This is a genomic window from Colwellia psychrerythraea (genome assembly GCF_000764225.1).
Classification (GTDB): domain Bacteria; phylum Pseudomonadota; class Gammaproteobacteria; order Enterobacterales; family Alteromonadaceae; genus Colwellia; species Colwellia psychrerythraea_D.
The window spans coordinates 339287-354549 of sequence record NZ_JQED01000015.1; the positions used below are offsets into that span (position 1 = coordinate 339287).

At 39.0% G+C, this 15263-nt stretch carries 15 protein-coding genes; 2 read left to right on the forward strand and 13 right to left on the reverse strand.

Going from position 1 to position 15263, the window contains the following annotated elements:
- Positions 1–44 precede the first annotated feature (44 nt).
- The 8 genes from ND2E_RS13065 to ND2E_RS13035 all read right to left on the reverse strand — a co-directional run bounded on the left by ND2E_RS13065 (position 45) and on the right by ND2E_RS13035 (position 7734).
- Complete coding sequence (locus tag ND2E_RS13065; RefSeq protein WP_033093397.1) at positions 45–1208, reverse strand: ATP-NAD kinase family protein; 1164 nt, start codon at positions 1206–1208, stop codon at positions 45–47.
- Positions 1195–1764, reverse strand: a complete 570-nt coding sequence (locus ND2E_RS13060; protein ID WP_033093398.1) for an elongation factor P hydroxylase — start codon at positions 1762–1764, stop codon at positions 1195–1197. The genes ND2E_RS13065 and ND2E_RS13060 overlap by 14 nt, the downstream gene beginning before the upstream one ends.
- 174 nt (positions 1765–1938) lie before the next feature.
- Positions 1939–2271: a Na+/H+ antiporter subunit G gene (locus ND2E_RS13055; protein ID WP_033093399.1), complete on the reverse strand. Its 333-nt coding sequence runs from the start codon at positions 2269–2271 to the stop codon at positions 1939–1941.
- Positions 2272–2281: 10 nt separating this feature from the next.
- Positions 2282–2551: a K+/H+ antiporter subunit F gene (locus ND2E_RS13050; protein WP_011044563.1), complete on the reverse strand. Its 270-nt coding sequence runs from the start codon at positions 2549–2551 to the stop codon at positions 2282–2284.
- Complete coding sequence (locus ND2E_RS13045) at positions 2545–3081, reverse strand: Na+/H+ antiporter subunit E (RefSeq protein WP_033093400.1); 537 nt, start codon at positions 3079–3081, stop codon at positions 2545–2547. Before ND2E_RS13045 ends, ND2E_RS13050 begins: the two co-directional genes overlap by 7 nt.
- Complete coding sequence (locus tag ND2E_RS13040) at positions 3081–4598, reverse strand: monovalent cation/H+ antiporter subunit D (RefSeq protein WP_033093401.1); 1518 nt, start codon at positions 4596–4598, stop codon at positions 3081–3083. The genes ND2E_RS13045 and ND2E_RS13040 overlap by 1 nt, the downstream gene beginning before the upstream one ends.
- Complete coding sequence (locus ND2E_RS0121410; protein ID WP_033093402.1) at positions 4595–4942, reverse strand: Na+/H+ antiporter subunit C; 348 nt, start codon at positions 4940–4942, stop codon at positions 4595–4597. The genes ND2E_RS13040 and ND2E_RS0121410 overlap by 4 nt, the downstream gene beginning before the upstream one ends.
- Positions 4942–7734 (reverse strand): monovalent cation/H+ antiporter subunit A, encoded by a 2793-nt coding sequence (locus tag ND2E_RS13035; RefSeq protein WP_033093403.1) that lies wholly within the window; start codon positions 7732–7734, stop codon positions 4942–4944. The genes ND2E_RS0121410 and ND2E_RS13035 overlap by 1 nt, the downstream gene beginning before the upstream one ends.
- Before the next feature lie 281 nt (positions 7735–8015).
- Between ND2E_RS13035 and ND2E_RS13030 the strand changes: the two genes are divergently transcribed.
- Complete coding sequence (locus tag ND2E_RS13030) at positions 8016–8483, forward strand: Lrp/AsnC family transcriptional regulator (RefSeq protein WP_033093404.1); 468 nt, start codon at positions 8016–8018, stop codon at positions 8481–8483.
- 111 nt (positions 8484–8594) lie between these two features.
- Here the strand turns inward: ND2E_RS13030 and dnaJ are convergent, their stop codons facing one another.
- The 4 genes from dnaJ to grpE all read right to left on the reverse strand — a co-directional run bounded on the left by dnaJ (position 8595) and on the right by grpE (position 13477).
- Positions 8595–9731: a molecular chaperone DnaJ gene (gene dnaJ, locus ND2E_RS13025; protein ID WP_033093405.1), complete on the reverse strand. Its 1137-nt coding sequence runs from the start codon at positions 9729–9731 to the stop codon at positions 8595–8597.
- Between the two features lie 298 nt (positions 9732–10029).
- Positions 10030–11952 carry a molecular chaperone DnaK gene (dnaK, locus tag ND2E_RS13020; RefSeq protein WP_033093406.1) on the reverse strand — a complete coding sequence of 641 codons (1923 nt, stop codon included), beginning with the start codon at positions 11950–11952 and terminating at the stop codon, positions 10030–10032.
- A gap of 218 nt (positions 11953–12170) precedes the next feature.
- Positions 12171–12614, reverse strand: coding sequence for a peroxiredoxin family protein (locus ND2E_RS13015; protein ID WP_223303578.1), 444 nt, complete (start codon positions 12612–12614; stop codon positions 12171–12173).
- Between the two features lie 221 nt (positions 12615–12835).
- Complete coding sequence (gene grpE, locus ND2E_RS13010; protein ID WP_033093408.1) at positions 12836–13477, reverse strand: nucleotide exchange factor GrpE; 642 nt, start codon at positions 13475–13477, stop codon at positions 12836–12838.
- A gap of 157 nt (positions 13478–13634) precedes the next feature.
- Between grpE and nadK the strand changes: the two genes are divergently transcribed.
- Entirely contained in the window at positions 13635–14516 is an 882-nt protein-coding gene (gene nadK, locus ND2E_RS13005) for an NAD(+) kinase (protein WP_033093409.1), read from the forward strand.
- Positions 14517–14581: 65 nt separating this feature from the next.
- On the opposite strand, the gene ND2E_RS13000 is transcribed toward nadK, so the two are convergent.
- A complete protein-coding gene (locus tag ND2E_RS13000) occupies positions 14582–15058 on the reverse strand; it encodes a PEP-CTERM sorting domain-containing protein (protein ID WP_033093410.1) in 477 nt (158 codons plus the stop codon).
- Between the last annotated feature and the right edge of the window lie 205 nt (positions 15059–15263).

Sequence of the window (15263 nt, forward strand, 5' to 3'; positions counted from 1 at the left end):
ACTTTAAAAAATATTAAGTTTGAAGTTGAAAAAATCGAGTAAATTTATTGTGGGCTTGCCAGTGGATAAAGCACTTGATCTTTATAACCTGTAGTGACAGGTACAAATCCCGAAAGTTCTTGGTCTAGCAAAATATCACCAGTATCACTAATTAACGGCTTATTGTTCAACGCTTCTAATTTAGCCTTAGTTGCCAGAATAATAATATTATCACTGCCACCGGGTTGCGCTAAAATAGTACGGATAATACGTGGACTTAACTGCTGGTTTCCACGACCAAAGACATGTCCTTGCCCGCCAATCAAGGTAATAACAAGCTTGCTGATATTGTCGTAGGCAGTAATCGCTTGATAGAGTTCTTCTTCTGTCACATCAGAATCTATAAGTGATTGCTCGCTAACAATATCTACGCCTAAAAGAGTGTTATCTAAAGCTAATTCATTCATTAAAAAAGCAGTAGTAGAACCCGAGCCTATAATGAACTGCCTGTCATCATTATCATTCATTTCCTCAATAACATTAGCTGCAATATCTTGCAGCACAAGCTCGTCACTTTCTTTTCCACCTGATTTAACCGCCTGCACATAGCGCAGCTCACTTGGAATTTTCATCTCACTATAACGCTTTGCCTTAACGATACCTTCTCTAAACAAGCTTTCGTCAATGTCCATGACATCACCGGTAGTTAAAGTGACGAGTTCCTTGTTAACCATCAATTCGATTATTCTGCCTGCGGCTTTTGGCGTTATAGCATAAACACCAGAGTGAATTTTACAGCCCGCCGGTATGCCTAAAACAGGCACTTGCTGATAATCATCCTCTCGAGCAACCACATTGGCAATATCTCGAGCTGTTCCGTCACCACCGGCAAATAAAATAATGTCGACACCATGGGCTAATAAAGCTTCAACAGTTAACTGGCTATCATTACTTTCAGTATGCTTTTGCTCGGTTTGGTAAAGTACTTCGACTGTAAAGCCCAAATCACGAGCACATTGCTCACCCATAAGGTCGTTAGCGGTATAAATCACAATATCATTTTTGTATGGCAGTAGTACCTCAAGGGCTAAGGCGGCACGTGCATTTGCTTGTGGTTTTGCACCTAAGGCTAATGCATGCATTGCCATGCCATCACTTCCTTTAAGAGCAACACTTCCACCAATACCTGCAATAGGGTTGATGATAAACCCCAGTTTAAACTGTTTCATATTCATGTTCCTTTCCACTATTTTCTTTCTTTTCACCAAACTGCGCAGCTGTTAAAGGGTACGGTGTCTGGTAAAAACTAGTTAGTGCTTCAATAAATTGTTGTGCTCGAGGAGGGAAACCATTCTCGATGAACATTAACGCTTGCTGATGAACTTTTGCTTTAAAGCCGCTAAGATCTCCTTGATAGCCATTAAGGTTATCGGCAGAAGTATGAAATTTTCGCTTTGCTGCAACATTGAAAGCCCACTCAATTGCTTGAGGGATAACTTCCACTTGTTCAAATCTCTTTTGCTGTTTTTCATTGCGGCCATCTGGAATATACCAATAGCCAAAATCTTCTAGCAGTCGCCTTTTCGCACCCGCTTGGCACCAGTGGGCTATTTCATGAAATGCACTGGCATAATATCCATGAGCAAAAATTATTTGATGAAAAGCACATTTTTCATCTGCAGGAGCATACAATGGTTCATCACCACCTTTGATTAAACGTGTATTGTATTGTTTAAAAAAAAGGTTATCGAAAAGGGAAATAAGATCTTGATAGCAGTGCTGCATAGATTTAGCAAATTAGCTGTAATTAATGTCGGCTAGTATAACGAAAAATGGCGATTGTTACATTGCCATTTCCATTTTTTTACTATGATAGAGCCCATATCAAAAGCTTTATAGCACGTTATTAATAACAGCATCACCAAACTAAATTGCTATTAAACGAAGTTTCATAAAAGATTATGCTTCATCTTCGACATTATCTTTTCCTTGAGTTTTCTCTATACTATCAAGCTTATGATGAATAGCTGATTTAATCATCATATAAGCACTGATGGGTGCCGTGAGTAATAAAAACAGTGAAATAAGTATTTCTTTTACACTCACCCCTGCTTGTGTGGTGCTAAAAAATATCATAGCTGCAGTTAACAGGGCAGCCATACCAAGTGTTGTTGCTTTAGTTGGGCCATGAAGTCGCATAAAAAAGTCAGGCATTTTTACTAAGCCAATCGAACCAACAAGTACAAAAGTACCGCCAATTAATAATAATATTGAAATAATCCATTCAGTCATAACTTCCCCCTTATTCTATAATATCGCCACGAAGCAAGTATTTACATACTGCAACCGTACTTACAAAACCTAACATAGCGATTAACAGAGCTGCTTCATAATATAATGCGGTTCCCATACTCATGCCATACAAAATAATCAGTGCAATACTATTAATATACATTGTATCAAGCGCAAGTATCCTATCGGGTACAGAAGGACCTACGAGTAAACGCCATATATTTAATAACAATGACAAACCGATCATAGCGAACACAATTAAAATAACAGTTTCTAGCATTGAAATATCTCCTTTAAAGGGGTTTCATAACGTTGCTTAATTGTGTTTATTAAGGCCTGCTCATCTTTAAGGTCTAACACATGTATTAGTAAAAATCGTTGTTCACAACTTTCACCTTCAGTAAAACGCTCACTGCATGGATACACTTCAGCACTGACAGTTCCCGGTGTTAATGACACTGTACTTGCCAATATTGTAATTGGCATACTGTGTGTTAAATCCAGCGGCACTTTGATAAAGCCTGGAGTTAATTTTTTGGTCGGGCCTAAAATCAAAATTGCGACCTGAACATTCGCCGTAATGATGTCATATAACACTAGCAGTATATGACGTAGCGCTAAAACAGGTTTTATTACTAAGGGTTGTTTAGTGCTAAAGGGGCTAGTCGCCAACGGAATAACTATGGCTAAAATAACGGCCAATACAATATGTCCCAGCGAGACACTATTATTTAATAATAGCCATACAAAAAACAATAAAAGGCTCAATATAGGAGCAGGTAGCCATTTAAATCGTGTTTCTAACCGCATTACTGGCCTCCTGAAAGAATAACTTTAATGTGGTAATTAAAATCGTGCAATTGGGTCGCAGCACTTAGTGCATATTCACTTAATGGTCCGGCAAAAACACTCATTAAAGGCGCCCCCGAAATAAGAATGATCAGAGCCACTAGCTGCATTGGGTGGACACGTTCTTTTGCTACACTTTCTGTGACTTTACCCTGATGATGCCAAAAAACAGTACTACCTGCTTTTGAAACCCCAATTAATATAGCCAAACTTGCAAGTAAATAGAGCGGCCAAAATATAAAAGTATATTCAGCATTCAATGTGGCTTTAAGCAGCCAAACTTTACCAATAAAACCAGAAAGTGGTGGCATACCTATCACCGCAACACCTGCAATCAAAAAGCCAATACCAAGTAACCTTGGCTGAGAAACTGCCGGTCCTGCGATAATACGATCAGCAACATTACCACGTTGGCGACCAATTAAATCAGCCAAAATAAAGAGTGCTGCAGTGACCAATGTTGAATGAACTAAGTAATAAATAGCTGAAGAAGTAGCCTCAACAGATTGTACGGCCACTAAAGCCACTAAAGTTCCCACAGACACTATCACCAAATTGGCGGCTAGCTTTCTTATATCTTTACTGGCTATAACACCTAAAGTGCCCATTGCAATGGTGGCAAGCGCCAACCACCACAACCAAGTTTGTGCCATATGACTTAGCTCACCCGCTTCATCACCAAAAATTAGGGTATAAACGCGCATCATTGAATAGACCCCCACTTTGGTCATGATGGCAAATAATGCTGCAACAATTGGCATTGCCGTAGCATAAGTATTTGGTAGCCATAAATGTAGTGGTAATAAGGCGCTTTTTAAAGCAAATACGACCAACAATAACATACCACCGATTTTAGCGAGATAAACATCATCACCTTGCAAAACGGCTACTTTTTGAGCCATGTCCGCCATATTTAAGGTGCCTAAGACACCATATAATACTCCCAGAGAGATCAAGAACACCGCCGAACCCACAAGGTTCATAATCACATAATGTAATGCTGCTTGGGTATTCTTTTTATCCCCACCGTGCATTAACAATGAATACGAGGAAATCAGTAATACTTCGAAAAATACAAAGAGATTAAAAGCATCACCGGTTAAGAATGCGCCGTTAACCCCGAGAATCAAAAAGTGCACCAGTGGATGAAAAAAGCGGCCCTTTTCATCATCCCCTGCACACGCATATAAAACACATACGATGCCTAACAAAGCAGTTAAACAAGCTAATAATGTAGATAAGGGATCAGCAACGAGTACAATACCAAAAGGCGCACTCCAATCACCAATAGCATAAACTTGTGTCCCATCAACTTGCACTTTTAATAATAAAGCCACTGATGCAATAAATGTAATTATGCTTAAAACGACTGACGTTGCTCTTCTAATGGTTATGCTTTTACCACAAGGCGGCATCAATAAAATAACAGCTGCCAACATAGGTAGTAATACAGGTAAAGAGGTCAAATGCTGGATCATACTTTACCCTTTTTACGTTCGTCCGATAACTCGCCATCTACATGATCATTTCCTAAATCAGCTCGGCCTCTGATAGCTAAAATAACCACAAAGGCAGTCATAGCAAAGCCGATAACAATAGCGGTTAGTACAAAAGCTTGTGGCAGTGGATCGGCATATTCTGTTCCAGATCCAAGTACGGCAGCCTTGTTGAGGCTAAGTCGTCCCGAAGAAAACAGAAATAAATTAACCGCATAAGAAAGCATGGTTAGTCCTAATACGACGGGAAAAGTTCTTGAGCGCAATATTAAAAATACGCCACAAGACACTAAAAGCCCAACGCATGATGCGTATAGTATCTCCATTAAACATGTACCCCTTCTTTTGGCGCATTAGCCGTAAGTTGACCTAGACTAGCCAAAATCATTAACGTTGCTCCCACTACAGTTAAGTAAACACCTAAATCAAATACCAGAGCGCTGGCAAGTTCAATTTTTCCAATGAATGGAATATCAAAATAATCAAACCACGTAGTCAAAAACGGTCTTTCAAAGAACCAACTGCCAACCCCAGTAACTAGAGCAATCGTAATACCAGATGCAATAATCTTACGGTAATTGATAGGCAGTCGTTCGGCTATCCAGTTTGACCCATGAGCGATATACTGCAAAATGAACGCAATAGCAGTGACTAAGCCAGCAATAAAACCGCCACCAGGGAGGTTATGTCCACGCAAGAAGATATAAAATGACACCATCAACGCCAAAGGTAGTAATGACTGTGAAATACTAGCTAATAAAATAGGGTAACGCTCTTTTGCCCAAACCCGGCCTTCACTATCACTTCTCGGCATAATTAAAGGTAAGTTGGCTAATAATTTAGCAATACCTAGCGCGGCAATTCCCAACACGATGATCTCACCTAACGTATCAAAACCACGAAAATCTACCAAAATAACATTAACAACGTTCGTACCACCACCACCGGTTTTAGCATTTGCTAAGAAGAAATCAGAAATAGATTCAAGTGGACGTGTAAGTAAAGCGTAACAAACACTACTTACCACAATACCCAAAGCAGCTGAAACCCCTAAATCACGTAACACATGAATAGAACTAGACTCTTTTGGTGAGTGTTGCGGTAAGAAAAACAGTGCCAGCATAAGTAAAACAATAGTGACAACTTCAACCGTTAATTGAGTTAATGCTAAATCAGGCGCTGACAGTCGAGTAAATGCAACAGATACCATTAAGCCAACCACCGAGATCATCAGCAATGAGATAACGCGTGAACGATGCCAAATCACAGTACTAATGGCACCAATCATTAATAATGCTGCGCCAACTGCGTTATGAACATCAATTGGAGTAGGTTGTTTTTGACCACCTAACTGGCTCATTTCAAATAATGGCCCACCTGCAAGGATCAATACAATGGCAAACATCAACATTAAATAACGTTGTAAAGAACCATTTTCAATAGCGCTAATTTTACGCTGACACCATTTGGTCACAACATATATAGTGCTATCGAAGAGCTTTTTAGCATCCAATGTTGGCAGTGATGCTTGATATTGGTAGAGGTAACGACGTTGTGAATACAGCAATATACCACCGGTTACGGCAATAGCGCTCATCAATAGCGGTAGATTAAAACCATGCCATAGCGCAACTTTATACTCTGGCACATAGCCACCAATGACCGCGAAAGACGCGGCTTTTAAAATATCGTCGACGACAAAGTTTGGGAATATTCCCACGACTAAACATAAGGCAACAAGTATCTCGATTGGCACTCGCATATAGCGTGGAGGCTCACTGGGTTGTTTCGGTAAATCAATGGGGTCGCCATTAAAGAAAACATCATGAATAAAACGAGCCGAGTAAGCTACCGCTAAAGCGCCTGCTACGGTGGCAAGCACAGGAATAAGCCAAGACATAGACCCGAGCAATTGCTGATGCAGGGTTTCAGCAAAAAACATTTCTTTAGATAAGAAACCATTTAATAGTGGGACACCGGCCATCGCTGCCGCAGCCACCATAGCAAGTGTTGCCGTGTATGGCATAAATCGCCACATACCGTTGAGTTTTCGCATGTCACGGGTACCCGTTTCATGGTCAATAATACCCGTTGCCATAAATAATGAGGCTTTAAAGGTTGCGTGGTTAATTATATGGAAAATTGCGGCTACTGCCGCAAGTTCAGTATCGAGACCCAATAATAAAGTAATCAAACCCAAATGGCTGATAGTTGAATAGGCTAACAAGCCTTTTAAATCATGCTTAAATAAGGCGATATAGGCGCCAAATAATAAGGTCGATAGCCCGGTTAAACTGACCAGAAGAAACCATAGTTCTGTACCGGCTAAAGCGGGATAAAAACGTGCTAATAAAAAGATACCTGCCTTTACCATTGTAGCTGAGTGTAGATAAGCACTAACTGGCGTTGGCGCAGCCATCGCATGTGGTAACCAAAAATGAAAAGGGAATTGCGCTGACTTAGTGAATGCACCAAGTAATATTAAGATTAAGGTAACTTCATACCAAGCATGGGCTTGTATAATTTCTCTACTCGCTAAAATAATATCTAAATTATAACTTCCAACGATATTCCCCAATAAGAGCAAACCAGCAAGTAAAGCTAAACCTCCGCCTCCCGTAATGGTTAAGGCCATTATTGCGCCCTTACGAGCTTCAGCTTTTTGCCACCAATAGCTAATCAATAAAAACGAGCTAATACTGGTCAGTTCCCAAAAAAACCACAGCTGTATGACATTGTTTGACATAACGATACCCAGCATCGCAGTCATGAATAACATTAAATAAGCATAAAGTTTCGGCATAGAATCATTACTGCTTAGATAATAACGAGCATAAAAAATAACTAATATACCAATGCCTAATATCATGAAAACAAACAGAAGGGCTAAACCATCCAAACGAAATGCGATATCTACACCGAGTAAAGGGATCCAAGAAATGGTTTCACGTATAGCATCACCAGAGAAAACTGCCGGAGCGAAGCTAATAGCCAAACCTAATGCAATGATCGGCGTTATCAATGTCAAGGCAGTCGATTGATTACGTGATAATTTACCCGTCATTGAGGAGATAATACTGCCAAGTAAGGATAACAGGGGTATCCAAAGCAAAGTCATAGAGTAAACCTTTTTATTTTTATAATGAGAAGTAATCGTATTGAGAGATATAGCCATAATATGTCAGATTACATAGTACTGGCAAACATTATCAACGTGAAAATTTGTAACGACTTTATCACGATATAACACAACTTTCTCGACTAAAGTCTAAAATTAATTCGGATAATTTAAAAATTAACGTCAAAAATTCAAATAATCTGATTATTTCACTAGTCTCAACACCTGTATTAAGTGTACTATTTAACCTAATGAAGCGGCAATAAATTTACAGGTGACAAATGAAGAAGCTCGATAGCATCGATTTACAAGTATTAACCATATTATATGATGATGCAGATATTACAAATAAGGAACTTGCAGCCAAAATAGGAATTGCCCCATCAACTTGTTTAGAGCGAGTTAAGCGCTTGAAGCTTAGTGGTGTTATTAAAGGCGCATTTATCGATGTAAACTTACAAACTATTGGCGGTAATATAGAAGCTATTGCAGCAATTCGTTTACAACCTTATTCAGAAGAGATTGTAAATGGCCTGCGTGATGACTTATTAAAACATCCTGAGATATTAAATTTGTATCATATGGGAGGCAGCTATGATTACTACATACATATGTCAGTTAAAGATAGCGAGCATTTACGCCAGTTTGTTTTTAAAAATATAACCTCTCGTGATGAAGTCACAACAGTTGAAACATCACTGGTATTTGAACACAGCCGCAGCGGTATTTTACCCAATTTCGACGAGTAATTTTTCTTACGAGCTCTAACAAATAAACTGTAAATCACAGTCATAAAAAATCCCGCAGTTATCGTTAAATAACGCGGGATTTTTGAATCTGACATTAATCAGCTATACGTATTAGCTTTTAAGATCATCAAAGAATTTCTTAACACCATCAAAGAAGCCTGTTTCTTTTGGGCTATGCTTCTTATTACTGCTGGCCATTTTTTCTTCTAATTGACGTAATAAGTCAGCTTGATCACCTGATAGGTTAACTGGTGTTTCAATGACAACTTTACACATCAAGTCACCCGTAGAAGAACTACGTACCGACTTAACACCTTTACCACGTAGGCGGAACATTTTACCTGTCTGGGTTTCTTTAGGCACTTTAAGCTTAACTTTGCCCCCTAAAGTTGGTACTTCAATTTCCCCACCAAGAGCAGCTGTTACAAAACTAATAGGCACTTCACAATATAGGTGGTTTTCATCACGTACAAAGATGTCATGATCTCGTACATTCACTTGAACATATAAATCGCCTGCTGGTGCACCATGCTCGCCGGCTTCACCTTCACCAGACAAACGAATTCTATCGCCAGTATCAACGCCTGCTGGAATTTTAACTGACAACGTTTTCGTCTTCTCAACACGTCCTTGACCACGACATGAAGTACATTTATCAGCAATAACTTTACCTTTACCGCTACACGTAGGACAAGTTTGTTGAACAGCAAATAGCCCTTGGCGCATTTGTACTTGGCCATGACCATGACAAGTGCTACAGGTTTTTGCTGAAGTACCAGGTTTAGCACCAGAGCCATCACAAGGTTCACAGCTTACATAAGTCGGTACTTTGATTTCTAAGCTCTTACCTTTAACCGCATCTTCCAAGGTTAAATCTACGTTATAGCGTAAATCGCTACCGCGTTGCTGACGTTGACGTCCGCGACCACCGCCGCCACCAAAAATATCGCCAAAGATATCACCGAAGTCTTGGCCAAAGCCACCGCCGCCGCCAAATCCACCGCCACCACCGTGACCACCTTGTTCAAAAGCAGCATGACCATATTGGTCGTAAGCAGCACGTTTTTGATCGTCATTGAGCACTTCATAAGCCTCTTTAACTTCTTTAAACGTTTCTTCTTTAGCCTTATCACCTGCAGTACGATCAGGATGATACTTCATGGCTAACTTTTTATAAGCTTTTTTAACTTCTTTCTCAGAGGCGTCTTGGCTAACCCCTAATACTTCATAATAATCACGTTTTGACATAAATTTGTTTCTTTACTTCAAGTTGATTGAGACTAATTTTCTTCATTTTTTAGAAGTAGTCCGAAAAAAATCAAGAAAATCAGCACCAATTTTAAAATTAATTACTGATTTCTTATACACAAAAAGCGCCGAGTAATATCGACGCTTTTCAAAGATGACAAAGTTTAACTTCTTTGAATGCTAAGGTTAGGTTAAATTACTTTAGTTCAAGAAGAAGGTACGGAGCGTATGACTATACGTAAGTACCTTCGACGTAGAAATTAAGTAATATAACGACAGCTTAGCTGTTCAAAAATAATTATTTGTCGTCTTTAACTTCTTCAAACTCTGCATCTACTACGTCATCTGCTGGCGCAGCACCTTCAGCTTCAGGAGCAGCACCTTCTGGCGCGCCTTGAGCTTGTTGCTTAGCTTGAGCAATTTCCATTAATTTAGCTGATGCTTCCATAAGCGCTTGAGTTTTAGCTTCAATTGCTTCTTTATCATCGCCTTTAACAGCTTCTTCAAGCTCTTTAACAGCCGCTTCGATTTTCTCTTTTTCGTCTTCAGGTAACTCATCGCCAGCTTCTTCAACTTGCTTGCGAGTAGCATGAACCATGCCGTCACCTTGGTTACGCGCTTGAACAAGTTCTTCAAACTTAGCATCGGCATCAGCGTTAGCTTCAGCGTCACGTACCATTTGCTCTACTTCATCATCAGATAAACCAGAAGAAGCTTTGATAGTGATTTTTTGCTCTTTACCTGTGTTCTTATCTTTAGCAGTAACATGCAAGATACCATCAGCATCGATATCGAAAGTTACTTCGATTTGAGGCGTACCACGTGGTGCTGGTTCAATACCTTCAAGGTTAAATTGACCTAAAGACTTGTTTGCTGAAGCTTGCTTACGCTCACCTTGACATACATGAACAGTTACAGCAGCTTGATTATCGTCAGCCGTTGAGAATGTTTGAGATTGCTTAGTTGGGATAGTTGTGTTTTTGTCGATAACTTTAGTCATCACACCACCCATAGTCTCGATACCTAATGATAATGGCGTTACATCTAAAAGAAGAACGTCAGTAACATCACCAGAAAGAACACCTGCTTGTACCGCAGCACCAGAAGCAACCGCTTCATCAGGGTTAACATCTTTACGTGGCTCTTTACCGAAGAAATCAGTTACCGCTGATTGAACTAGTGGCATACGAGTTTGACCACCAACTAAGATAACATCATCGATGTCACTTACTGATAAATCAGCATCTTTAAGCGCAACTTTAAGCGGCTCTAATGTCGCTTTAACCATATCTTCTACTAAAGATTCTAACTTAGCACGAGTCACTTTGATGTTCATGTGCTTAGGACCAGAAGCGTCAGCAGTGATGTAAGGTAAGTTAACATCTGTTTGTTGTGCTGAAGAAAGCTCACATTTTGCTTTTTCTGCTGCTTCTTTAAGACGCTGCATCGCAAGAGGATCAGCCGTTAAGTCCATGCCTTGGTCTTTTTTGAATTCAGCTACTAGGTAGTTGATTAGACGGTTATCAAAATCTTCACCACCTAAGTGAGTATCACCGTTAGTCGCTAATACTTCAAACGTGTGCTCACCATCCATCTCATCAATTTCGATGATAGAGATATCAAAAGTACCACCACCTAAATCGTAAACAGCAACAACTTTATCGCCTTTTGCTTTATCCATACCGTAAGCAAGAGCAGCAGCCGTTGGTTCGTTGATGATACGTTTAACATCAAGACCCGCAATACGACCAGCATCTTTAGTTGCTTGACGTTGTGAATCGTTGAAGTAAGCAGGAACCGTAATTACAGCTTCAGTTACTGTTTCACCTAAGAAATCTTCAGCAGTTTTCTTCATTTTCTTAAGAACTTCTGCAGAAACTTGAGGTGGAGCAATTTTTTCGTCTTTAACTTTAACCCAAGCATCACCGTTGTCAGCTTTAACAATACCAAAAGGCATAATTTCGATATCGCGTTGTGTTTCTTTGTCTTCGAAACGACGACCGATTAAACGCTTGATAGCGAATAAAGTATTTTCAGGGTTAGTCACTGATTGACGCTTAGCAGGTTGACCTACTAATGTTTCACCTTCAGCGGTATAACCGATGATAGAAGGAGTTGTACGATCGCCTTCAGCATTTTCAATAACACGTACACTGTCGCCATCTAAAACAGCAACACATGAGTTAGTTGTTCCTAGGTCAATACCAATAATTTTGCCCATCTTGGGAGCTCCTATTCATTATTCTTGCTTACAAAAAGCAAAAAAATATTAATTAAATTGTTTGTTGAATAGTAAGTGGGGTCGGCAAAATGCTTTTCAATAGAAAAATTTAAAAAAATTGGCTTTTTGTTTGGAATAAGCAAAAAACAGTCGAAAAAAGGTAATTTTGCTCGAAAAAATTACCTTTAATACCCGTTTTAAGGAAGGAAGTACTCTTTTTACTTTTTAATAATTTCTTGTAGCGCTAGCTCAAAACGTGGGTCAGCTTTGTCTGAACTCGACGTTTTCCAAATTATTTCATTTTTTCTATTAATAAAGAATGTTGTTGGCGTTCCTCTTACGCCATAACGCCGAGCGACATCTTCTCCCTTCACAGCAGTTAAAAAAGAGTAACCCCTTCGATGTATTTCATCTTGTGGCAAAGCACCTTCGTCTTCATTAAAACTAATTGAGATAAGTTCAACACCTTGTGCTTGATATTTTTTTTGCAACGCGACCAAAGTTGGCTGTAGTTTTTTACAATAAGGACACCACGTTGCCCAAAAATGCAGAATCACTGGCTTATTGGCATATTGCTCTAAACTAATTATTTCACCACTTTGTGTTTTCAATTGCCAAGCTTTTGCCATTTCACTTGCGTTTACCGTAAAACTGGCCGTCATAAAAAGGCTAACAAGAACAACTAGCAGGGGTTTAAAAATATGATGCATGATAGACAAAGAGTGTTTAAAGGAATGGTATTGTAAAAGACCTAGTTTCCACGAAGATATTTCAGAAATAACTGCTTTTTTTCAAACAGCACAAAATTCAGGCAAAAAAAAAGTAAAGAGCTAGGCTCTTTACTTTTTTAGTTAATCACTGTTAGTTTGAGGCGTGTAGTTTATTACGCTGTAGCATCAACACTTGGTGCGGCTTTAGATACCATTACCATTGCAGGTCGAATCAAACGACCATTTAACTCGTAACCTTTTTGCATGACGGCAATAACCGTATTTGGCGCTACACCTGGCACTTCTTGCATTGACATAGCTTGGTGAAGTTCAGGATTAAATGGTTGATCTTGAGGATCTACCGCTTTAACACCAAATTTATCTAAAGAAGTAATTAAACCTTGTAACGTTAATTCAACGCCTTCAATTATACCTTTATTACTTTCATCTTCTTTATCAATATTTTGAAGTGCTCTCTCTAAATTATCAACACTCGTTAGCATTTCACCCGCAAATTTTTCCAAAGCAAATTTACGTGCTTTTTCAACGTCTTGAGCAGCGCGTCGACGAATATTGTCTACTTCTGCTTTAGCACGGATAACGGAGTCTTTTTGATCAGCAACTGTAGACTGTGCTGTAGCTAAGGCTAACTCTAATTCATTGATCTTTTCTTGTTCAGCACTAATCACTTCATGAGCGTGTTCATGCTGCTCTTCTACTTGCTCTTCAGCTTCTTTTACTATGTCATCAGCTAATTGCTCTGCAGATAACTCTTCATTTAACTCTTCATTGTTTTTTGTTGATTCAGTTGTCATGGAAAGACCTTAATTTTATAACTATTGGTGACATTATGGGGACTCTCTAAAATGATTCAAGCATGATTTAAAAACATTTTGTAAAAAGTGAACTTTACAAGTGAACAAATTCCAGCGAAACTGCCCTTAATCCCAGCAAACAAAGTAAATAACCGTTATGGCTCAACACTATAAAACTATTGGCCTTATTGGCAAGCCAAATCATGATGGCGCCAGTGCCACAATCGAAACATTACACAAATATTTATTAGCAAATAAGTATCAAGTTATTGTAGAGGCGTCAGTCGCACAATCACTTGATATAAAAAAGATGAAAACCGGCACATTAACCGATATTGGCGAAATTGCAGACCTAGCCATTGTTATTGGTGGCGATGGTTATATGCTTGGCGCAGCACGCGTTTTGGCTTGTTTTGATATTGGTGTAATTGGCGTAAACCGTGGCAACTTAGGGTTTTTAACCGATCTTTCTCCTTCTGAAATCATTGAGCCGTTAGAGCAAATATTGGCGGGTAAGTCACGCAGTGAACAACGTTTTATTATTGAAGCCGAAGTTTATCGCCATGGAAAACTTAAAAGTTCTAATAGCGCAGTGAACGAAGCCGTACTCCATGCGGGCAAAGTCGCCAGCATGATTGAGTTTGAAGTTTATATTGACGGCATCTTTATGTTTAGTCAGCGCTCTGATGGATTAATCATTTCAACACCAACGGGTTCAACGGCCTACTCAATGTCTGCGGGTGGACCTATTTTAACGCCCAACTTAAATGCATTATCACTGGTACCAATGTTTCCGCATACGTTAACCAGTCGTCCTATTGTTGTTGATGGTAATAGTGAAATTAAGCTAATACTAGCCAACGATAACCACGAGAATTTGCAAGTGAGTTGCGATGGTCATGTTATTTTAACAGTAATGCCTGGTGATGAAGTTATTATCAAAAAGAGTGAATGCAGTATTCGCTTAATTCACCCTTTAGATCATGATTACTTCAATGTTTTACGAAATAAATTAAGCTGGGGTAACAAGCTTTATTAGTCTCGTTATGCTACTTAGTCATAAAAAGTAACCTGTATTAGTCTCAACATATTTGGGTTCCAAGTTTACTTTAAACTAGAACCCAATGATCTACGTGATGCTAGACCAATCAAAGCTAATACAAAAATAGCAAAGGTTGATGGCTCAGGAACGTCAGAGTGATCTGTAAGTATGTCAATATGAAGAAACATATTAGAATTAACTGTTGTTTCTGGTAATGCAAAATGAACACTGTGGTCATTAAATCCTGTTTGAACTCCTGTCATATTGGTAACCACATTTATACCGGTAATGAAACCAGATGGCATACTTACCCAATCTAAATCAGTAAGCCAAAATTCCAAGAAACCTTGCCCGTCACAAGTAAACCAACCACAATAGGGACCATTTTCAAAAGTAACGTCAATAGAGTCAGCGTTGACGTTAATTGATAATGAGTTTTCAAAGCCGAAGTAATCAGGATACTCTATACCAGCACTGACGATAGAAGGAAATGCTCCATTATCTTCACAAAGCTCGTGATCGGAACCAGAACTTTGCATACATGTAAGAAAAACCTCATCTCCTATTAATGATGCGAATGTATTAAAACTAAATAATGTAAATGTTACTAGGATGATCGATATAAATTTACTCATAATGACCTCATAATTATTTAAATAACAAATTAAAAATATAGATTTACCAAGTTTACGTAGCATAATGAATGCCAGAGCATAAATATTAAACAATTTCAAAATGATACAT